This is a genomic window from Pseudomonas sp. UBT (genome assembly GCF_050915955.1).
GTDB classification, from domain to species: Bacteria; Pseudomonadota; Gammaproteobacteria; order Pseudomonadales; family Pseudomonadaceae; genus Aquipseudomonas; species Aquipseudomonas antarctica_A.
Map to the genome: position 1 here is coordinate 428,270 of NZ_CP168079.1, position 20,226 is coordinate 448,495.

At 59.2% G+C, this 20,226-nt stretch carries 17 protein-coding genes and 1 pseudogene; 10 read left to right on the forward strand and 8 right to left on the reverse strand.

The features are described 5' to 3' along the window. Positions 1–63 precede the first annotated feature (63 nt). From ACDZ94_RS02020 to secA, 3 genes are all read right to left on the reverse strand, one after another. Positions 64–1,008, reverse strand: coding sequence for a Nudix family hydrolase (locus ACDZ94_RS02020; RefSeq protein WP_432751002.1), 945 nt, complete (start codon positions 1,006–1,008; stop codon positions 64–66). Positions 1,009–1,028: 20 nt separating this feature from the next. Then, complete coding sequence (gene argJ, locus ACDZ94_RS02025) at positions 1,029–2,246, reverse strand: bifunctional glutamate N-acetyltransferase/amino-acid acetyltransferase ArgJ (RefSeq protein ID WP_064453938.1); 1,218 nt, start codon at positions 2,244–2,246, stop codon at positions 1,029–1,031. Positions 2,247–2,368: 122 nt separating this feature from the next. Beyond that, positions 2,369–5,104: a preprotein translocase subunit SecA gene (gene secA, locus ACDZ94_RS02030; RefSeq protein ID WP_064453939.1), complete on the reverse strand. Its 2,736-nt coding sequence runs from the start codon at positions 5,102–5,104 to the stop codon at positions 2,369–2,371. Positions 5,105–5,409: 305 nt separating this feature from the next. Here secA and ACDZ94_RS02035 point away from each other — a divergent pair, with 305 nt between their 5' ends. Then, a complete protein-coding gene (locus tag ACDZ94_RS02035) occupies positions 5,410–5,865 on the forward strand; it encodes a DUF721 domain-containing protein (protein ID WP_064453940.1) in 456 nt (151 codons plus the stop codon). A 4-nt stretch (positions 5,866–5,869) separates the two neighbouring features. On the opposite strand, the gene ACDZ94_RS02040 is transcribed toward ACDZ94_RS02035, so the two are convergent. Next, positions 5,870–7,348 carry a helicase HerA-like domain-containing protein gene (locus ACDZ94_RS02040; protein ID WP_064453941.1) on the reverse strand — a complete coding sequence of 493 codons (1,479 nt, stop codon included), beginning with the start codon at positions 7,346–7,348 and terminating at the stop codon, positions 5,870–5,872. A 349-nt stretch (positions 7,349–7,697) separates the two neighbouring features. On the opposite strand from ACDZ94_RS02040, the pseudogene ACDZ94_RS02045 reads away from it, so the two are divergent. Both ACDZ94_RS02045 and ACDZ94_RS02050 read left to right on the forward strand, forming a co-directional pair. Further along, positions 7,698–8,540: pseudogene (locus ACDZ94_RS02045) on the forward strand (HAMP domain-containing protein); the annotation flags it as partial. Positions 8,541–8,681: 141 nt separating this feature from the next. Beyond that, entirely contained in the window at positions 8,682–9,446 is a 765-nt protein-coding gene (locus ACDZ94_RS02050; protein WP_407016290.1) for a methyl-accepting chemotaxis protein, read from the forward strand. A gap of 36 nt (positions 9,447–9,482) precedes the next feature. Here the strand turns inward: ACDZ94_RS02050 and ACDZ94_RS02055 are convergent, their stop codons facing one another. Both ACDZ94_RS02055 and purU read right to left on the reverse strand, forming a co-directional pair. Further along, the gene (locus tag ACDZ94_RS02055; RefSeq protein ID WP_167353710.1) at positions 9,483–9,653 is read right to left on the reverse strand and encodes a hypothetical protein; all 171 of its coding nucleotides are present in this window, start codon (positions 9,651–9,653) and stop codon (positions 9,483–9,485) included. Positions 9,654–9,739: 86 nt separating this feature from the next. Beyond that, positions 9,740–10,588: a formyltetrahydrofolate deformylase gene (gene purU, locus ACDZ94_RS02060; protein ID WP_005790961.1), complete on the reverse strand. Its 849-nt coding sequence runs from the start codon at positions 10,586–10,588 to the stop codon at positions 9,740–9,742. A 347-nt stretch (positions 10,589–10,935) separates the two neighbouring features. Between purU and mvaT the strand changes: the two genes are divergently transcribed. Further along, positions 10,936–11,310, forward strand: a complete 375-nt coding sequence (mvaT, locus tag ACDZ94_RS02065) for a histone-like nucleoid-structuring protein MvaT (RefSeq protein ID WP_064453943.1) — start codon at positions 10,936–10,938, stop codon at positions 11,308–11,310. A 90-nt stretch (positions 11,311–11,400) separates the two neighbouring features. Here mvaT and sbcB read toward each other — a convergent pair whose 3' ends face one another. Next, the gene (gene sbcB / locus ACDZ94_RS02070) at positions 11,401–12,828 is read right to left on the reverse strand and encodes an exodeoxyribonuclease I (protein ID WP_064453944.1); all 1,428 of its coding nucleotides are present in this window, start codon (positions 12,826–12,828) and stop codon (positions 11,401–11,403) included. Between the two features lie 166 nt (positions 12,829–12,994). Between sbcB and ACDZ94_RS02075 the strand changes: the two genes are divergently transcribed. The 6 genes from ACDZ94_RS02075 to ACDZ94_RS02100 are packed head-to-tail and all read left to right on the forward strand — an operon-like array spanning position 12,995 to position 19,662. Beyond that, a complete protein-coding gene (locus tag ACDZ94_RS02075; protein WP_064453945.1) occupies positions 12,995–13,687 on the forward strand; it encodes an RDD family protein in 693 nt (230 codons plus the stop codon). Beyond that, entirely contained in the window at positions 13,684–14,664 is a 981-nt protein-coding gene (locus ACDZ94_RS02080; RefSeq protein ID WP_407016240.1) for a stage II sporulation protein M, read from the forward strand. Before ACDZ94_RS02075 ends, ACDZ94_RS02080 begins: the two co-directional genes overlap by 4 nt. Then, a complete protein-coding gene (locus tag ACDZ94_RS02085) occupies positions 14,651–16,177 on the forward strand; it encodes a DUF4129 domain-containing protein (RefSeq protein ID WP_432751003.1) in 1,527 nt (508 codons plus the stop codon). Before ACDZ94_RS02080 ends, ACDZ94_RS02085 begins: the two co-directional genes overlap by 14 nt. Beyond that, the gene (locus ACDZ94_RS02090; RefSeq protein WP_432751004.1) at positions 16,174–17,331 is read left to right on the forward strand and encodes a DUF4350 domain-containing protein; all 1,158 of its coding nucleotides are present in this window, start codon (positions 16,174–16,176) and stop codon (positions 17,329–17,331) included. The genes ACDZ94_RS02085 and ACDZ94_RS02090 overlap by 4 nt, the downstream gene beginning before the upstream one ends. Continuing rightward, entirely contained in the window at positions 17,328–18,323 is a 996-nt protein-coding gene (locus ACDZ94_RS02095; RefSeq protein WP_221295565.1) for an AAA family ATPase, read from the forward strand. The genes ACDZ94_RS02090 and ACDZ94_RS02095 overlap by 4 nt, the downstream gene beginning before the upstream one ends. Positions 18,324–18,330: 7 nt before the next feature. Beyond that, complete coding sequence (locus ACDZ94_RS02100; protein WP_221295566.1) at positions 18,331–19,662, forward strand: DUF58 domain-containing protein; 1,332 nt, start codon at positions 18,331–18,333, stop codon at positions 19,660–19,662. A gap of 61 nt (positions 19,663–19,723) precedes the next feature. Here the strand turns inward: ACDZ94_RS02100 and ACDZ94_RS02105 are convergent, their stop codons facing one another. Further along, the gene (locus ACDZ94_RS02105; protein ID WP_064455007.1) at positions 19,724–20,083 is read right to left on the reverse strand and encodes a PilZ domain-containing protein; all 360 of its coding nucleotides are present in this window, start codon (positions 20,081–20,083) and stop codon (positions 19,724–19,726) included. Between the last annotated feature and the right edge of the window lie 143 nt (positions 20,084–20,226).

Sequence of the window (20,226 nt, forward strand, 5' to 3'; positions counted from 1 at the left end):
AAGGGTGGAACTCGGTCGAGTGTGGGAGCGGGCTTGCTCGCGAAGAAGCCCGTCAGAACAACATTAAACCTCAGGCCAGAACGCCCGAATGCCCGCCACACCCTGAGCACCGGCGTCCCAAGCCTGTTCCCGCTCGGCAGGCCCAACCCCACCCAACAGAAACACCGGCTTGCTGAACCCACGTATCAACTCTGCCGCCTGCTCCCAACCCAGTGGCTGGGCATCAGGATGAGTCTGGGTCGGTTGCACCGGCGACAGCGTGACGAAATCCACATCCATCATTCGCGCCAGCGCCAGTTCTTCGGCGTTATGGCACGAGGCCGCCAACCAGCGATCCTTCGGCAGCGGACGGCCCTTGCTCGCATATTTACGCAACTGCGCTGAAGTCATATGCCAGCCCGCCGCCGGGAAATCCCCCAGCCATTCAAACGGCCCCTTGAGCATCAACTGCGCCTTGCCGGCACACAGGCCTACAGCGTCCACCGCCAAGTCACGGTATTTAGGGTCGTAACCATTGGGCGCACGCAGTTGAATCAGCTTGATGCCACCCGCGATGGCTTTTTGAATACCGCGCAACAGCGTCGGGGTCTCCAGCTCACCCGGGGTAATCAGGTACTCGGCCGGTAACCGTGCCGCCGCAACGATCGGGGCATTGGCCGCAGGGAACTCATAGTTGGGCAAATCCCGAGGAGCAACCCATTCCAACGGTTGCCCTTCGGCACCATGGGGCTCGCCGGTAAAGGCCGATACTTCCCAGACATCCAGCAACACCTGCTTGTCCGAGTAGTCATGCTGCACCTTGATCAGCGGTCGCGCTGTGGTGACCTGAATGCCCAGCTCTTCCTTCAACTCGCGGGACAGCGCAGTGGCGACCGATTCCTCAGCCTCCACCTTGCCGCCGGGGAACTCCCAAAGGCCGCCCTGATGCTGAGTATCCGCGCGGCGCGCCAGCAGGATTCTGCCATCGACACCGCGGATCACTGCTGCTGCTACATGCACTCGTTTCACCGCGCTTATCCTCTTGGCTATCAGGTGCGGTATTCCGCATTGATCTTCACGTACTCGTGGGACAGGTCGGTGGTCCAGATGGTTTCGCTGCACTCACCGCGACCCAGCTCGATACGAATGGTGATTTCTTCCTGCTGCATCACTGCCGAGCCTTGGGCTTCGGTGTAGGTTTCGGCACGAGCGCCACGGCTGGCAATGCACACGTCGCCGAGGAATACGTCGATCTTGCTCACATCCAGGTCAGGCACGCCGGCACGGCCAACGGCTGCGAGGATACGGCCCCAGTTCGGGTCGGAGGCGAACAAAGCGGTCTTGATCAGCGGCGAATGCGCCACGGTGTAGCCAACATCCAGGCATTCCTGGTGATTACCGCCGCCGTTGACTTCAACGGTGACGAACTTGGTCGCGCCCTCACCGTCACGCACGATGGCCTGGGCCACGTCCATGCACACCTCGAACACCGCCTGTTTCAGCGCCGCGAACAGCGGGCCCTCGGTGGAGGTGATTTGCGGCAGGTTGGCCTGGCCGGTAGCGATCAGCATGCAGCAGTCGTTGGTCGAGGTGTCACCATCGATGGTAATGCGGTTGAACGACTTGTTGGCGCCGTCCAGCATCAGGCGCTGCAGCACGTCGCGGGAGACTTTGGCGTCGGTGGCAATATAGCCGAGCATGGTGGCCATGTTCGGACGGATCATGCCCGCGCCCTTGCTGATGCCGGTCACAGTAACGGTCACGCCGTCGTGCACGAACTGACGGCTCGCGCCCTTGGGCAGCGTGTCGGTGGTCATGATGCCGGTGGCCGCGGCAGCCCAGTTATCCACAGACAGGTCGTCCAGTGCCGCTTGCAATGCACCTTCGATCTTTTCCACAGGCAGCGGCTCACCGATCACGCCGGTGGAGTAAGGCAGCACTTGGCTGGCGTCGACGCCGGCCAGTTGCGCCAGCTTGGCGCAGGTGCGGGCTGCGGCGACCAGACCAGGCTCGCCGGTACCGGCGTTGGCATTGCCGGTGTTGGTCAGCAGGTAACGGATCGGGCCGGCAACGCGTTGCTTGGCCAGGATAACCGGTGCAGCGCAGAAGGCATTAAGGGTGAACACACCCGCGACAGTCGAGCCTTCGGCACAGCGCATCACCACCACATCCTTGCGCCCCGGGCGTTTGATGCCGGCCGAAGCGATACCGAGTTCAAAACCGGCAACCGGGTGCAATGTGGGCAAAGGACCAAGACCAACAGCCATGAATGCGCTCCTTAAAAATAGGTGATGTGTGTGCCGTCGCTATCGACGGTGAATTAATGGCAAAACGCCGCGACGGCAAAAGCCGGTCGCGGCGCGGGGTGTTGCAGCGTCAGGCAAAAATCTTAGTTGATTTCGCCGTGGCAGTGTTTGAACTTCTTGCCCGAACCGCACCAGCACAGTTCGTTGCGACCCAGCTTCTGATCATTGCGAACCGGGGCTTGAGCCAAGGCCACATCGACCTCCTCGCCCAAGACTTCCGGCGCTTCCAGACCTGGTGCTTCGTCATGCTGGAACTGCATGCGCGCGGCCAGTGCTTCGGCTTCCTGACGCAGGCGAGCTTCTTCCTCGATCGGGTCTTCGCGACGCACTTGAACGTGGGACAGCACACGAATCGAATCGCGCTTGATCGAATCCAGCAGCTCGGAGAACAGCGTGAACGACTCGCGCTTGTACTCTTGCTTCGGGTTCTTCTGGGCGTAGCCACGCAGGTGGATACCGTGACGCAGGTGGTCCATGGTCGACAGGTGGTCTTTCCACAGGTCGTCCAGCACGCGCAGTACGATTTGTTTCTCGAAGGTACGCAGTGCTTCCGCACTCGCCTGCTCTTCTTTCTCGTTGTACGCGGCGAGCAGCTCGGTCATCAGCTTCTCGCGCAGGGTTTCTTCGTACAGGTGATCGTCTTCGTCCAGCCACTGTTGAACCGGCAAGTCGACACCGAAGTCGTTCTTCAACGCGGCTTCCAGGCCGGCAACATCCCACTGCTCAGGCAGGGACTGTGGCGGGATATGGGCGCTGACGGTGGCGTTGAGCACGTCCTGACGGAAATCGGCAATGGTCTCGCCAATGTTGTCGGCGGCCAGCAACGTGTTACGCATGTGATAGATCACTTTACGCTGTTCGTTGTTGACGTCATCGAACTCAAGCAGTTGCTTGCGAATGTCGAAGTTACGGCCTTCTACCTTGCGCTGGGCTTTCTCGATGGCGTTGGTCACCATGCGGTGCTCGATCGCTTCACCGGACTGCATGCCCAGGGCTTTCATGAAGTTCTTCACCCGGTCCGAGGCGAAGATACGCATCAGGCTGTCTTCCAGCGACAGGTAGAAACGGCTGGAACCGGCGTCACCCTGACGACCGGCACGACCACGCAGCTGGTTGTCGATACGGCGCGACTCGTGACGCTCGGACGCGATGACCTGCAAGCCGCCGGATTCGAGCACAGCCTGGTGGCGTTTCTGCCAGTCGGCCTTGATCTGGGCGATCTGCTCAGGGGTCGGGTTGTCGAGCGAGGCCACTTCCACTTCCCAGTTACCGCCCAACAGGATGTCGGTACCACGACCGGCCATGTTGGTGGCGATGGTGAGTGCGCCTGGGCGACCGGCCTGGGCGATGATCTCGGCTTCTTTTTCGTGGAACTTGGCGTTGAGGACCTTGTGCTCGATGCCTTCCTTGTTAAGCAGGTTGGACACGTGCTCGGAAGTTTCGATGGTGGCGGTACCTACCAGGATCGGACGACCCTGGGCCATGCCGTCCTTGATGTCGTTGATGATTGCCGCGTATTTCTCTTCGGCAGTCAGGAACACCAGGTCGTTGAAGTCTTTACGCGCCAGCGGCTTGTTCGGTGGAATCACCATCACGGCCAGGCTGTAGATCTGGTGGAATTCGAACGCTTCGGTGTCGGCCGTACCGGTCATGCCGGACAGCTTGTTGTACAGACGGAAGTAGTTCTGGAAGGTAGTGGAGGCCAACGTCTGGCTTTCAGCCTGGATGTTGAGCCCTTCCTTCGCTTCGATAGCCTGGTGCAGGCCTTCGGACAGACGACGACCCGGCATGGTACGGCCAGTGTGTTCGTCAACCAGTACGACCTGGCCGTCCTGGACGATGTATTCAACGTTGCGATGGAACAGCTTGTGGGCGCGCAGGCCGGCATACACGTGGGTCAACAGGCCCAGGTTGTGCGCCGAGTACAGGCTTTCACCCTCGGCCAGCTCGCCGATCTGGGTCAGCATGTCTTCGACAAACTGGTGACCGGCTTCGTTGAGTTCGACCTGACGAGTCTTCTCGTCGATGGTGAAGTGACCTTCTTTGGTCACCACGCCTTCCACTTCCTCGATGTGCTGCTCCAGACGCGGGACCAACTTGTTGATCTCGGTGTACAGGCGCGAGCTGTCTTCGGCCTGGCCGGAGATGATCAGCGGGGTACGGGCTTCGTCGATCAGGATGGAGTCGACTTCGTCGATCACGGCAAAGTTGAGTTCGCGCTGGAATTTTTCTTCCATGCTGAACGCCATGTTGTCGCGCAGGTAGTCGAAACCGAATTCGTTGTTGGTGCCGTAGGTGATGTCGGCAGCGTAAGCGGCGCGCTTCTCTTCCGGCGGCTGGAACGGCGTTACCACGCCGACGGTCAGGCCGAGGAATTCATACAGCGGGCGCATCCAGTTGGCGTCCCGGCGGGCCAGGTAGTCGTTCACCGTCACAACGTGCACGCCCTTGCCGGACAGTGCGTTGAGGTAAACACCCAGGGTTGCCACCAGGGTCTTGCCTTCACCCGTACGCATTTCGGCAATCATGCCTTCATGCAAGGTCATGCCGCCGATCAACTGGACGTCGAAGTGGCGCATGCCCATGACACGCTTACCGGCTTCACGGGCGACCGCAAAGGCTTCGGGAAGCAGCTTGTCGAGGGTTTCACCTTTGGCTATGCGGGCCTTGAACTCTTGGGTCTTGGCGCGCAATTGCTCGTCCGAAAGGGCAACCATCTGCTCTTCGAAGGCATTAACCAGCTGCACCGTCTTGAGCATGCGTTTGACTTCGCGCTCATTCTTGCTTCCAAAAAGTTTCTTTAACAAAGGCGCAAACATATCGGCAGGTTCTTCCACACATAGGGATGGAGGGCGCACCGTGAGTGGCCCGAGCAGCCCTCACGGCCGCATGCGAACGCGCATTCTACCCGGAATCGTGGGTGAGGAAAGTGGCGTTGTTCCCCGATGCTGGCATGGTGCTGTGAGAGGGCCTGTTTAAAATAAGGGCTTTTGCTGGAACTTCAACCCATTGAACGCAGAAGTTAACTATTGATTTCACGGGCATTGCCCTGTTATCGCATTGCCTGGGGCCGCTCAGGCGCTTTCTGCTAAGATGGCCGCTCTGTTACTTAAGGTGTCTAAACATGGCATTTCGCCCTCTTACAGCCCGCGCTCCCAGCGTGTTGCTTCGCGAAGCCAAGCCGTTGAAAGCCATCTTCGGCCACGCGCAACGCTTGGGCCATTTGCAACGCCTGGTAGAAAGCCAGCTGCAACCTGCCGCCCGCGAGCATTGCCATGTGGCGTCCTGGCGCGAGGGTAATTTGCTGTTAATTGTCACCGATGGCCATTGGGCGACCCGTTTGCGCTACCAGCAAAAACGCCTGCAGCGACAATTGATGGCATTTGATGTATTTGCCAGTTTGACCCGTATCCAGTTCAAGGTGCAGCCACCCACCGTACAGCAAGGCGCGGTGGGGCATACGATGGACCTTTCGGAGAATGCAGCCGAAACCATTCAGGCTACGGCTGACGGGATCAGTGATCCGGGCTTGCGCGCGGCGCTCGAGCGGTTGGCCGCCCACGGCAAACCCAAATCCTGAACCCCTATTTGCGCTTGCTGCCGCCCAGCAACGACCCCAACAAGCCCCGCACCAACTGCCGGCCCATCTGATTGGCGGCCTGCTGCATCGCCGACTTGAGTGCCTTGCCAGCCGTAGTGCCCAGAAAGGCACCCGCTTTGTCGGTAAAGCTCGGCTCTTCGGCCGCGGGCTTCGCCGCTTCGGTCACCCCAAGCTCTTTACGCGCCATCAGCACTTCATAGGCCGACTCCCGGTCAATCGGCTTGTCATACCGCCCCAGCAACGGCGAACTGGCGATCAATGCCGCACGTTCGGCCTCACTCAGTGGCCCGATTCGCGACTGTGGAGGCGCAACCAGCACGCGTTGGACGACTTCCGGTGTGCCCTTTTCCTGCAACGTGCCCACCAATGCCTCACCGGTGCCCAACTCAGTCAATACCGACAAGGCATCGAACGCCGGGTTGGGCCGGAAACCGTCCGCCACGGCGCGCAAGGATTTCTGCTCTTTAGTCGTGAACGCACGCAGACCGTGCTGAATACGCAAGCCCAATTGCGCCAATACCGTGTCCGGCAAATCACCTGGAGACTGAGTGACGAAATACACACCCACCCCTTTGGACCGGATCAAACGCACCACTTGCTCCAGGCGATCCTGCAACGCCTTGGGTGTATCGGCAAATAACAAATGCGCTTCGTCGAAAAACAACGCTAGCAGCGGTTTATCGGCGTCACCGCGTTCAGGCAACTGTTCGAACAGCTCGGCCAGCAGCCACAGCAGGAAGGTCGCGTAGACCTTTGGCGCTTCATGCACCAATCGGCTGGCGTCGAGCAGGTGGATGCGCCCACGGCCATCGCTGGCCGGCTGCAAAATATCCTCAAGTTGCAGGGCCGGCTCACCAAACAAGGCTTCGGCGCCCTGCTGCTCCAGCACGGCCAGGCGCCGCAACAGCGCCTGGCTGGAGCCGGTGGTCATCAGCGCCGCATCATCGCCCAGCAGCTCCGGGTGATAACGCAAGTGGTTGAGCAATGCCTTGAGGTCTTTGAGGTCGAGCAGCAACAAGCCTTCGCGGTCAGCCACCTTGAACGTGGCATAGAGTGCCGACTGCTGGCTGTCGGTGAGTTCCAACAGGCTACCGAGCAATAACGGCCCCATTTCGCTGATGGTGGTGCGAAGCGGATGACCGGACTGCCCGTGGATATCCCACAGCGTCACCGGATAAGCCTTGGCCGTATAGTTAAGGAAGGGCATACCCGCAATGCGCTCGGCCACTTTACCTTGCGGGTTGGCCGCTGCCCCCAGACCACATAGGTCGCCCTTGATATCCGCGGCGAACACCGCCACACCCGCATCACTGAAAGCTTCCGCCAGGCGCTGCAACGTGACGGTCTTGCCCGTGCCGGTGGCGCCGGCAATCAACCCGTGACGGTTGGCCAGACGCATGGCCTGGGCGATGGGTTGGCCGTCAAGGCCGGCGCCGATAAGGAGTTGCGAGGAATCAGGCATTTCGTCACCTTTGGTTAATCTTTAGTGCCGCCAGGTCGATACAGACGGATGTACGACCCACAAAGTCTAAAAATAGGTCAGATAGCTCCTATAAGGGACCCACAGAGCTATCACAAGAAATATCACACCTTTTTTGACGCTGTCATTTTGCGTATCCCAAGAGGATGCGCTTCGGATATTAAGACCATAGCGGACCCTACAAGCCATGAATAAAAACCTGCGCTTCAGCCACAAGATCCTGCTTGCAGCCTCCCTTATCGTCATCGCCGCTTTCGCGCTGTTTACCCTCTATAACGACTACCTGCAACGCAACGCGATTCGCGACGACCTCAATAATTACCTGCATGAAATGGGCGATGTCACCGCCAGCAATATTCAAACCTGGCTTACCGGTCGCATTGCCCTGGTGGAGAATGCGGCACAAAACATCGCCATCAATCCTGAACCCAGTGTGGTTGCCAGCCTGCTCGAGCAGAAAGCGCTGACCTCCTCGTTCATGGCAACCTACGTGGGTGACAGCAAAGGCGCCTTCACCATCCGCCCCGACACCAAGATGCCGGATGGCTTCGATCCACGGGTTCGCCCTTGGTACAAAGGCGCCCAGAGCAGCAACGGCTCGACCCTGACCGAACCCTACATCGACGCCGCTACCGGGCAGTTGATCATTTCTGTTGCCACCCCCAGCAGCACCAAGACCGGCCAGAGCATCGGCGTGGTGGGCGGCGACCTGAGCCTGCAAACCCTGGTGGATAACATCGGCGCACTGAATTTCGGTGGCATGGGCTATGCCTTCCTGGTCAGTGCCGATGGCAAAGTGCTGGTGCACCCGGACAAAAACCTGGTGATGAAAACCCTGGCTGACGTGTACCCGAAAAACACACCGAAAATCAGCGGGGACTTCAGCGAAGTTGAAGCCAACGGCAAGGACAACATCGTCACGTTTACACCGATCAAGGGCCTGCCGTCGGTGAACTGGTACCTGGGCGTTTCGGTGGATAAAGACAAATCCTTCGCCATGCTCAGCAAATTCCGCACCTCGGCCGTGATTGCCACGATCATTGCCGTGGTGATCATCATCGCGCTGCTCGGCATGCTGATCCGAGTGCTGTTGCAACCCTTGCACGTGATGACCCGTGCCATGCAGGACATTGCCGATGGCGAAGGTGACCTGACACGCCGCCTGAGCATCCAGAATCACGACGAATTCGGCACGCTGGGTAATGCATTCAACCGCTTCGTGGAACGGATTCATACCTCCATTCGCGAAGTGTCCTCGGCCACCGAGCAGGTCAACGAAGTCGCCCTGCGCGTGGTCAGTGCGTCCAACTCGTCCATGGTCAATTCCGACGAGCAGGCCAACCGTACCAACAGTGTCGCCGCCGCCATCAACGAACTGGGCGCCGCTGCACAAGAGATCGCCCGTAATGCTGCGCAGGCTTCCGGCCAGGCCAGCGATGCGCGGCAATTGGCCGAAGACGGCCAGCAAGTGGTTGATCGCAATATCACGGCGATGACCAAGTTATCCGCGATGATCAGCGCTTCCAGCAGCAATATTGAAGCGCTCAACAGCAAGACCGTGAATATCGGCCAAATTCTGGAAGTCATCACCAGCATCTCCCAGCAAACCAACCTGCTGGCACTTAACGCCGCGATCGAAGCGGCGCGTGCAGGGGAAGCCGGGCGCGGGTTTGCGGTAGTGGCCGATGAAGTGCGCAACCTGGCCCACCGCACCCAGGAATCGGCGCAACAAGTGCAAAAGATGATTGAAGAGCTGCAAGTCGGCGCCCGGGAATCGGTCAGCACCATGAGCGAAAGCCAGCGCCACAGCCTCGAGAGTGTGGACATCGCCAACCTGGCCGGCGAACGCCTCAACAGCGTGACCCAGCGCATTGGCGAGATCGACGGCATGAACCAGTCAGTGGCCACCGCTACCGAAGAACAGACCTCGGTGGTGGAGTCGATCAACATGGACATCACCGAGATCAACACACTCAACCAGGAGGGTGTGGAAAACCTGCACTCAACCCTGCGGGCCTGTACCGACCTGGAACAACAGGCAGCACGCCTGAAGCAGTTGGTGGGCAGTTTCCGGATCTGATGCAAGGAGCCCGCCGCCTGGCATGGCGGCGGGCCACTATTCTTCCTTGGGTTCGGCTTTAGCCTGTTCGCGCGCCCATAACTCGACCGCACCGGGAAACTCGGTGCCGTCCTCTGCGTCCAGCTCATCCGGGTCGAACCGGCTCAAACACCCCTCCCCCAGCGTCGCTGGGGCTTTGGAGGTGGCTTTGTCCAGCGGATCGCTCATCAATCAATCCTCAATGACGGGCAAAGAAAAAGGGCCTGGGACGATTTAACGCCCAGGCCCTCTATTCTTCAATAAGCACGTCGCTATCAGAACACGACGGTCTTATTGCCGTGCACCAGCACGCGATCTTCCAAGTGGTAACGCAGGCCACGGGCCAGGACCATCTTCTCGACGTCACGGCCGAAACGCACCATGTCTTCGATGCTATCGCTGTGGCTGACGCGTACTACGTCCTGCTCGATGATCGGGCCAGCGTCCAGCTCCTCGGTGACGTAGTGGCAGGTTGCGCCAATCAGCTTCACGCCACGCAGGGAGGCCTGGTGGTAGGGCTTGGCACCCACAAACGACGGCAGGAAGCTATGGTGAATATTGATCACCTTACCCGCGTACTCGCGGCACAGTTCCGGCGGCAGGATTTGCATGTAGCGCGCCAGCACGACGACGTCAGCCTCATGCTGCTTGACCAGGCGGGAGACCTCGGCGAACGCCGGCTCTTTATCCTGTGGGTTGACCGGCACGTGGTAATACGGGATGCCATGCCATTCGACCATGCTGCGCAGGTCGTCATGGTTGGAAATCACACAGGCAATCTCACAGTCCAGCTCATCGCTGTGCCAGCGGTGCAACAGGTCAGCCAGGCAATGGGACTCACGACTGGCCATCAGTACGACGCGTTTTTTCTGCTCCGTGTCGGTGATGTGCCAGGTCATCGAAAACTCTTCGGCGATCGGCGCAAACGCCTCACGAAAAGCTTCAAGACCAAAGGGCAGCGTGTCGGCACGAATCTCGTGACGCATGAAAAACCATCCGCTGAGATCGTCCGAGTGATGGCTCGCCTCGGTGATCCAGCCGTTGTGGGAGGCCAGAAAGTTACTGACTTTGGCAACGATGCCAACCCGGTCCGGGCAAGCAATCACCAGCCGAAAAGTGCGCATTAGGGGAAAACTCCAGAACTTCGCAAAGGTCGCCATTCTAGCGATTACGCAGAAAAACTGCAGTATTCCTTGCGGCTTAATCTGCACACATGGCCTGGCGACATCCCTTAATAGCGTAAGGTTTTAGCGCCGCTATATGACGGTGCCACCTCACACTCAGGCAGTTATCAAAAATAAAACGGGATTATCTTTACACCCACCACCTACTAATTAACTCGATTGCATAGCTTTGCCACAAACATTCAACGTAATTCACATAAATGTCTCCTTAAATGTTTACTTGGGGAAATTGCCTGACTATTATTGGGCCACTCCTGTCAATCAGTGCTCTACATAAGGTAGTCCCCATGTCTCTGATCAACGAATACCGCGCCACCGAAGAAGCTATCAAAGAGCTGCAAGCCCGTTTGAAGAACCTGTCCCAAGACGACAAGCTGCAAACCGAGCTGGAATTCGAAGGCAAACTGCGCACCCTGATGGGTGAATACTCCAAATCCCTGCGTGACATCATCGCGCTGCTGGATCCGGAATCGAAAATCAAAGCACCCCGTGGCGCTGTGAAAACTACCGGCACCAAGCGTGCTCGCAAGGTCAAGCAATACAAGAACCCGCACAACGGCGAAGTGATTGAAACCAAAGGTGGCAACCACAAGACGCTGAAAGAGTGGAAAGCCAAGTGGGGCGGCGACGTCGTTGAAGGTTGGGCTACCCTGCTGGGCTAAGCCTGGTCGGGCTATCGCCTGATATGCAACACATTAAAAACGCCAGCTTGCTGGCGTTTTTTATTGTCCGAATATTCTCCACTTACCTGACTACAGGTCCAGGCGAGCCGCTAAAGAGTCGGCATATTCCTGCCATTGATCCAGCACCTGGCACTGAACCGATGTAGCACTAACGGCCAACTCCTCACGTGCCTGCTTAAATGCCAACAAGGTATTCGGCGCGCCCCATTCCGGGTTTGACAAACGCTGCTGGCAAAAAAGTTTCCAGCGCTGTTGCTCCTCGTTGTTCAAGGTGTCAGGAAAGTTACGTGCGCGGTAGCGGAATAATAATTCCGGCAATCGATGATCATCAAAAGGCCACTGCTGATGTGCTAACTGTGAAGGTTCTGCCGCCCGGACTTGTTCGCATAAACGCCGGTCGCGGTCACCTATAAAACCGTCATAGAGCTGCTGCTCAGGGTCCTGACTCGGCACAAAATCTTCCTCGGCATACATCGCCGCCAACTTGTCGCGCCAAACTTCCTGTGCGTCAGTTAGTCGCAGCGCCCGCGACTGGCAGACAGCCATATCCAACTGAAGCCGCTCACGATCCTGCGCCCTTAGCACATTCAAGGGCGCAACGACCGGACAACGGTTGATATGCAACAACTTGAGCGGCACCGGCAGTTCACCGTCCGTCAGGTCTTCACGGCGCGTGTAGAGCCGCTGGCGCAAGGTATTGGCGTCCAGGTCCAGTAAACCCTGCGGGTCGAGCCCGAGGTCACAGACAATCAACGCATTGCGATTGCGCGGGTGCCAGGCCAGGGGCAGTACCACGCCCAGGTAATGACGCGCGGCGGAAAAACGACCTGAGATATGCACCATGGGTTGCAACAGGCGAACCTGATCCATCACACGCTGCTTGCTGCGCAGTTGGAATAGCCAGTCATACAGCTTGGGCTGTTTCTCGCGGACCAAACGGGCCAAGGCAATGGTGGCTCGCACGTCCGACAAGGCATCGTGGGCCTGGCCATGGTCTATGCCATTGGCTTCGGTCAACCGCTCAAGCTTGAGGGTGACACGACCGTCCTGCTCGGGCCAGACAATGCCTTCGGGGCGCAGCGCGTAGGCTGTGCGGACCACATCGATCAAGTCCCAGCGACTGTTGCCGCCCTGCCACTCACGGGCGTAGGGGTCAAAAAAGTTGCGGTACAGGCTGTAGCGCGTCATTTCATCATCAAAACGCAAGGTGTTGTAACCGGCCCCACAGGTACCCGTCGCGGCCAACTCGGCGTGCACGCGGGTCATGAAGTCGGCTTCGGCCAGGCCCTTTTCCGCCAGGATGCCGGGGGTAATACCGGTTATCGCGCAGGCGGCCGGGTGCGGCAGGATGTCATCGCTCGGCCGGCAATAAAGGTTGACCGGCGGGCCGACCTCGTTGAGTTCGAGGTCGGTACGAATACCGGCGACCTGGAGCGGGCGATCGCTGCGCGGGTTGATGCCGGTGGTTTCATAGTCGTACCAGAAGATGGTGGTCACGGGCTGTTCCTGTCCTGAAGATCGGCAAAGTCTAGGCGCTGTAATACGTCCGGGGCCAGCGATACCTGACCTGTACAAATATCCAGCAAAACCTTGAATGGTTGCTTCCACCGTCGACACTGCTAGCATCCGTGCATTCGAGCCGCACGCACTGCCAAGGATCGCGATGCCATCAGTTCCATTGGATACCCATTACCAGATCGAGACCCCGGAGGGCATAGACTTGCCCTTGCGCCCGGCCGGGCTGATGCCACGTGCACTGGCCTTTGCTTTCGATTTGGGTTTGCGCGGCCTGGTCATGGGCATCCTGCTCGTACCGCTGGCGCTGCTCGGCAATATCGGTTTCGGCCTGGGTTCGCTGCTGCTGTTCCTGATCAGTTGGTGGTACATGGTGCTCTTTGAGGTACTCAACCAGGGTTGCTCTCCGGGCAAGCAGGTCATGGGGTTGCGGGTAGTACAGGATGACGGCACACCCATTGGCTGGTCCGCCTCACTCATTCGCAACCTGCTGCGTTTTGTCGACATGCTGCCTTTCGGCTACTTCCTCGGCGCCATCAGTTGCCTGCAACACCCCCATTTCAAACGGCTTGGCGACCTTGCCGCCGGCACGCTGGTGATCTACCGCGAACAACCACTGGCTCGCCCCAAGGTGCCTCAGGCCGTCGCCCTGCGCCTGCCCTTTACACTGGAGCTCAGCGAGCAACGTGCCATCCTTGGCTTCGCCGAACGCCAGAGTGAGCTCTCCGCCGAGCGGGTACAGGAACTCGCTTCCATCCTTGCAACGCCGCTGCAGGTCTCGCCAGCTCGCGCCGTGGAGCAACTCAATGGCGTGGCTCGCGGCTTGCTGGGGCCGACATGAAGCAGAGCCTGTTCGAAAGCCGCCATCAGCCGCAGTGGCAAGCCTTTGCCGAACAACTCAAGCAGTTGGAGCAAGGCAAGACCAAAGCCAGCGAAGTGGCTGACTTTCCACACCATTATCGACGCGTGTGCCAGCACCTCGCGCTGGCCCAGGAACGTGGCTACAGCAGCTACCTGATAGACCCATTGCAACAACTGGCTCTACGCGGCCACCAACAGCTGTACCGCCATCGGAGCCAATTGGGGGCGAACGTATTGGGCTTCGTCCTGGCTGACTTTCCTCGTCTGGTACGTGAACAGTGGCGCTTCGTTTTGATCGCCAGCCTGCTGTTCTTCGGCAGCCTGGTCGGGGTTGGGTTGCTGGTCTACCTGTTTCCAGACCTGATCTACAGCATCGTCAGCCCCCAGCAAGTGGCCGAGATGCACAGCATGTATGACCCGGATGCCGGCCGCCTGGGGCGCGCCGCCGATCGTGCATCCAGTGAAGACTGGATGATGTTTGGCTACTACGTGATGCACAACATCGGTATTGCCTTCCAGACCTTTGCCGCCGGCCTGCTGTTCGGCCTGGGCAGTGTGTTCTTTTTGATTTTCAACGGCCTGATCATCGGCGCCGTATCCGGGCACCTCACAGAGATCGGCTATGGCCAGACCTTCTGGTCATTTGTCATCGGCCATGGTGCTTTCGAGCTCAGTGCCATTGCGCTGGCCGGCGCGTCAGGTCTGCAGATGGGCTGGGCATTGATCGCCCCCGGGCAACTGACACGCGGCGAATCTCTGCGCCTGGCGGCACGCAAGAGCGTGCAGATGCTCTGCGGGGTCATGTTATTCCTGTTGATAGCGGCATTTATTGAAGCCTACTGGTCTTCTTCCAGCACAATCGCCCCCTGGATCAAATACCTGACAGGCGCAGGGCTGTGGCTGCTGATGGCCGCTTACCTGACCCTTGCCGGACGGACTCACCATGCGCCTGAGTGATGCCAGCGTGGTGATTCGACCTCGCACTCCCTGGGAAGCCATGGACCTGGGCGTATTAATGGCTCGGGAACATCGCCTGCTATTGATGACCAGTTGGGCAATGGTGACCCTGCCGATCTTCATTGTGCTGACCGCCCTGCTGTGGAATTACCCTTCCACGGCCATGTTTTTGTTCTGGTGGCTAAAACCGGCCTTTGACCGGCTACCGTTGTACATCCTGTCAGCGGCCTTGTTTGGCGAGACACCCAGCCTCAAGCAGGCAGTACGCCATTGGCCGCGCCTGCTCAAAGGTCAACTGCTGGCCAGCCTGACCTGGAGGCGATTCAGCCTGAGTCGCAGCTTTGTGATGCCGGTGAGCCAACTCGAAGGCCTGGACGGCCAAGCCCGCCAAAGACGCTTAGGAGTGCTCCTGCAGCGCAACGCCGGTGCTGCACGCTGGCTGACCACCATCGGGGTGCATTTGGAAATAGGCCTTTGGTTCGGTTGCATGGCACTGTTCTATCTATTCATTCCGCAACAACTGGAACTGGATTGGGACTGGCAACGGCTGGCACTGGCAACCGGTTCAGAGGGGTTGTGGCTGGAGCATTTGGGCAACGCCTTTTACGCGTTGATCCTGGTGTTCTGGGAACCCATCTATGTCGCATGCGGTTTCAGCCTGTACCTCAACCGCCGCACTGTATTGGAGGCCTGGGACCTGGAATTGGTGTTCCGCCGGATGCGCCAACGCCTGAGCAGTATCGTACCGTTGCTGCTGATGGCCGGGTTGATGCTTCTACCGTTCAGCCGCCCTGCCATGGCCGACGCCCCGGAATCTCCCAGGCAGGTCACGACCCAGGCCGCCAGCCAATCGATCAAGACGCTGCTGGACACTCCCCCGTTCAAAAATCGGGAAACCGTCACCCGTTACCGTTTTGGCGATGACCCTCTCACTGCGAAACACAAGGCGCGCGGTGACGGCAAGCTTCCGGCCTGGCTTCAGTCGCTGCTGGACACCTTCAACAGCAATACTTTCAAACACGCAGCCTTTGGCCTGGAAATACTGTTATGGAGCCTGCTCGCGGGCTGCGTGGCGCTATTGGTCTGGCACTATCGCGACTGGCTGCGCACCTTTGTCAGCCGACGCGGGTCACTCAAACCCAACGTTGCCAAACCGGCACCCACACACTTATTCGGCCTGGAGCTGGGCACCGACACCTTGCCTGAGGACGTCGCCAGCGCTGCCGAAGAGCTATGGCTTACCCAACCAAGGGAAGCCCTTGGCCTGTTGTATCGCGGCCTGCTCAACCGACTGCTGCACGACTTCAACCTGCCTCTGAAAAGCGCGGACACCGAAGGCCAGGTCCTGGAACGCGTTCATCAACTGCAACAACCGCAGCTACTGGCCTTCAGCGATGAACTGACTCACCACTGGCAAAACCTCGCCTATGGCCACCGTCTTCCCCCCACCTGGGTACAACAGCAACTGTGTCGCGATTGGCGTGCCCTCTTCAGCCCGGGAGCCACCCAATGAACCGGCCAATGCTGTGGGTCGGCCTGCTGCTGGTATGTTTGCTGGGAGCCGGAGGCCTTTATGTTTGGCATATCGCAACGCCCTACGACGAGGTAGTCGACCGTGGCCCGTCGCCGCAAGTCATGGCAAACACCTACCTGGCGGCCGAATACTTTCTACGCCAGCAAGGCCTTGCAGTGGAGCATGCCAACAGTCTTGAAAGGCTTGCCGACCTGCCAGCCAAAGGGCACAGCTTGTTGCTGCTGGGTGAGCGCAGCAACATGACGCCACGCCAGGTGGACCAATTGCTGGACTGGGCAAAATCCGGTGGCCACTTGCTGCTGGTCGCCGAAGCGCTATGGGATGAAGAGACAGGCAACAGCGGCGACCTGCTGCTTGATCGGTTGAACATCCACCAAACATTGAGTGAGGCCGCTGACGAACCTACCTCCTCGCGCAGAAAGACAGCGCCGGACCTGACCAAACTGTATGTCGACAATGAAACTGCACCGGCCTACTTCAGCTTCGATACCGACTTCAGCCTCACCGATCCCAAGCACCTGGCGCAGTTTTCCGCCAACAGCGCCAGGTCCAGCCATTTGATGCAACGCAACTTCGGGCACGGCACCGTAACGGTTGTGACCGACAGCGATCTGTGGAAAACCCCGAGTATCGGCAAACACGATAACGCCTGGCTGTTGTGGTACCTCAACCAGGGCACGGACGTAACCTTGCTGTTCAACAGCGATGTGGACAATCTACTGACCCTGTTGATACGCAACTTTCCCCAGGCCCTGGTGGCGCTCATCGCGCTGATTGCCCTGGCACTCTGGCAGGCCGGTATGCGCCAAGGGCCAATCCGTACACCAGCACCCAAAGCACGCCGGCAGTTACAGGAACACTTGAAGGCCAGTGCCGACTTCCTGCTGCGACGCAGTGGCCAAGGCACGCTGTTGCAAGCGTTACAGGGTGATGTCCAGCGTGCTGCAAGGCGTCGCCACCCAGGCTTTGAACACCTCGAAACCGCTGAACAGTGGCAGGTACTTGAACGCCTGACGCGCCAACCCTCCCACGTCATCCGCCAGGCCCTCGGCCCACTCCCGGCAAAACGGCTCTCCAGCGCCGATTTCAGCCGGGAAGTAGCATGCCTGCAAACTCTGAGGAACGCCCTATGAGCGATTTTCCAACGGCCACTGACCAGACTGCCGAAAGCCTTCAACACGCCAGCCAACAGGCACAGGCCCTGCGCGTTGAACTGCGCAAGGCAGTGATTGGCCAGGATCAGGTGATCGACGACGTGCTCACCGCACTGATCGCAGGCGGCCATGTACTGCTTGAAGGCGTACCCGGCCTTGGTAAAACGCTGCTGGTGCGCGCGCTGGCCCGTTGTTTCGGTGGCGATTTCGCACGCATCCAGTTCACGCCGGACCTGATGCCCAGCGATGTCACCGGTCACGCCGTGTACGACCTGCACACCGAACAATTCAAGCTGCGCAAGGGGCCGCTGTTCACTCACCTGTTGCTGGCCGACGAAATCAACCGCGCCCCGGCCAAGACTCAGGCCGCCCTGCTTGAAGCCATGCAGGAGCGTCAAGTCACCCTTGAAGGTGAGGCACTGCCCATCGGCCAACCCTTCATGGTGCTGGCGACGCAAAACCCCATTGAACAGGAAGGCACCTACCCGCTGCCCGAGGCCGAGTTGGATCGGTTCATGTTCAAAGTGCGCATGGACTACCCCGATTCACAGCAGGAACTGGATATGGTGCGCGAAGTAACGCGCTCATCCCGGGCCGATATGCTGGACGTGCAGCCATTACGCACCGTGCTGCAAGCCGAGGATGTGCTGCAGTTACAGCGGATTGCCTGCGAACTGGCACTGGATGAACACGTACTCGACTATGCCGTACGCCTGGCCAGGGCTACTCGCAGCTGGCCGGGGCTGACCATCGGTGCAGGCCCTCGCGCCTCCATCGCCCTGGTACGCGGCGCCCGCGCCCGTGCTTTGCTGCGCGGGGGCGCGTTCGTCACTCCAGACGATATCAAGGGCTGCGCGTTGGCGGTGCTGCGCCACCGGGTTCGTATCGCTCCCGAACTGGACATCGACGGATTGGAAGTGGACCAGGTGCTCAAGCAGTTGCTGGACCAGATTCCGGCACCTCGGCAATGACCCGTCCATGAAGCCGACTCGTCTGCTGCTGATCTGGCTCGGCGTACTGCTGGGTTTGAACACCCTGCTGGGTGCCGCTGCGGCCTTACAGTTCAAGGTGCCCGACACCCTGTATTCGGTGGCTTGGGGCCTGCTGCTTGCGCTGTTTCTACTGGCGCTGCTGGACGCCTTGCGCTTAAGCCGCCTGCCGTGTGCTCGCGTGCGGCGGCAGATGCCAGGTAGCCTGGCCCTGGGTCGTTGGGGCGATGTGCGTCTGACGCTCGAACACGATTACCCACAGCCGCTGACGGTACAGGTATTCGACCATGCGCCTGACGGCCTGAGCATGGAGAACATGCCCCAATCCATCGAACTGCGCCCCGGTCTAAGCAGCGAACTGGGCTATCGCCTGCGCCCCTTACGACGCGGGCACTTCAGTTTCAGCCGTTGTGAGATTCACCTGCCCAGCCCCTTGGGGCTCTGGTCCGCGAGGCGTCTGGTTGAGGCCCGCGATACGACCCGTGTTTACCCGGATTTCGCCCATCTGTATGGCGCACAGTTATTGGGGGTGGACAATTGGTTGAGCCAACTGGGCATACGTCAACGCCAGCGGCGAGGGCTCGGGCTGGAGTTTCATCAGTTACGCGAGTTTCGCGAAGGCGACAGCCTGCGGCAGATCGACTGGAAAGCCACCGCGCGCCAGCGCACGCCAATCGCCCGGGAATATCAGGACGAGCGCGACCAGCAAATTGTGTTCATGCTTGATTGTGGCCGGCGCATGCGCAGCCAGGACGCAGAACTCTCTCACTTCGATCACGCCCTCAATGCGTGTTTGCTGCTCAGCTATGTCGCCTTGCGCCAAGGCGACGCGGTGGGGCTATGCACTTTTGCCTGTGACCAGCCCCGCTACCTGGCGCCCGTCAAGGGCACCGGCCAACTGAACCTGTTGCTCAATGCCGTATACGACCTCGACACCACCCGCCGCACCGCCGACTACCAAGCCGCCGCCAGCCAGTTACTGGCCCGACAAAAACGCAGGGCGCTCGTCATTGTGGTCACCAATCTACGGGATGAAGACGATGAAGAACTGCTGACGGCGGTTAAACGCATCGGTCGGCAACACCGGGTACTGGTCGCCAGCCTGCGGGAAGACGTGCTCGACCAACTGCGCCAATCCCCCGTGCAAACCTTGCCCGAAGCGCTGGCCTACAGCGGCACCATCGACTACCTCAATAAAAGAAACGATCTGCATGAGCGCTTGAGCGCGCACGGCTTGTCGGTACTGGATACGCTGCCCTCAGGGCTTGGAGCGGCCTTGGTGACGCGTTATTTGGGCTGGAAAAAAGCGGGCGTATTGTGAAACATGCGCACCACCACGGCCTGGTTAATCACACCCGGGCCGGGGCGACAGCGCGCAATGTCTAGGCGGAAGCCTGCAAAGGATCAAAACTGAAGTAATGCCACAGGGCATTGATCAATTGCTCATATGCCTCGGGCGCTTCGACCACACTGAACCCTGAGTCATAGTGTTGCGGGTTGACGTCTTCATGGCTCCATAAGCAGGTTGCGGTGAGGTCAATTGCCTGGAAATCACCGTCAGCTGTAGGAATTTTCAAACGCAGCTCAAACGCCACATCGACCATCATGGGTAATTGGCTGATCAACATCAGCCCGTCTTTGGACACGTTACCCAAGTAGCCAATAGGCTTGTCCGTAAGCCGGTTGAACACTTTCAGGAAACATGACAACTGGTGCCGCTCAATCCGTCGGTCGGTAAACATGTTGAAATCGCCATCCATTGGCCATGAGTCTGGCCGCGCCAGTGATTCGGAACGGGCGATAGGGCCCGCTCTCCCTGGGGATCAGCGCGACTACAGCATGCGCTTTGTCGCTCTACAGCTGCCAACCCCAAGCATTCCATTCG

Excerpts from the sequence above, each read along its gene's own strand:
- argJ (WP_064453938.1), bottom strand. The coding sequence starts at position 2,246 with ATGGCTGTTGGTCTTGGTCCTTTGCCCACATTGCACCCGGTTGCCGGT.
- secA (WP_064453939.1), bottom strand. The coding sequence starts at position 5,104 with ATGTTTGCGCCTTTGTTAAAGAAACTTTTTGGAAGCAAGAATGAGCGC.
- ACDZ94_RS02035 (WP_064453940.1), top strand. The coding sequence starts at position 5,410 with ATGGCATTTCGCCCTCTTACAGCCCGCGCTCCCAGCGTGTTGCTTCGC.
- ACDZ94_RS02040 (WP_064453941.1), bottom strand. The coding sequence starts at position 7,348 with ATGCCTGATTCCTCGCAACTCCTTATCGGCGCCGGCCTTGACGGCCAA.
- ACDZ94_RS02050 (WP_407016290.1), top strand. The coding sequence starts at position 8,682 with ATGGTCAATTCCGACGAGCAGGCCAACCGTACCAACAGTGTCGCCGCC.
- ACDZ94_RS02055 (WP_167353710.1), bottom strand. The coding sequence starts at position 9,653 with ATGAGCGATCCGCTGGACAAAGCCACCTCCAAAGCCCCAGCGACGCTG.
- purU (WP_005790961.1), bottom strand. The coding sequence starts at position 10,588 with ATGCGCACTTTTCGGCTGGTGATTGCTTGCCCGGACCGGGTTGGCATC.
- mvaT (WP_064453943.1), top strand. The coding sequence starts at position 10,936 with ATGTCTCTGATCAACGAATACCGCGCCACCGAAGAAGCTATCAAAGAG.
- ACDZ94_RS02075 (WP_064453945.1), top strand. The coding sequence starts at position 12,995 with ATGCCATCAGTTCCATTGGATACCCATTACCAGATCGAGACCCCGGAG.
- ACDZ94_RS02080 (WP_407016240.1), top strand. The coding sequence starts at position 13,684 with ATGAAGCAGAGCCTGTTCGAAAGCCGCCATCAGCCGCAGTGGCAAGCC.
- ACDZ94_RS02085 (WP_432751003.1), top strand. The coding sequence starts at position 14,651 with ATGCGCCTGAGTGATGCCAGCGTGGTGATTCGACCTCGCACTCCCTGG.
- ACDZ94_RS02090 (WP_432751004.1), top strand. The coding sequence starts at position 16,174 with ATGAACCGGCCAATGCTGTGGGTCGGCCTGCTGCTGGTATGTTTGCTG.
- ACDZ94_RS02095 (WP_221295565.1), top strand. The coding sequence starts at position 17,328 with ATGAGCGATTTTCCAACGGCCACTGACCAGACTGCCGAAAGCCTTCAA.
- ACDZ94_RS02100 (WP_221295566.1), top strand. The coding sequence starts at position 18,331 with ATGAAGCCGACTCGTCTGCTGCTGATCTGGCTCGGCGTACTGCTGGGT.
- ACDZ94_RS02105 (WP_064455007.1), bottom strand. The coding sequence starts at position 20,083 with ATGTTTACCGACCGACGGATTGAGCGGCACCAGTTGTCATGTTTCCTG.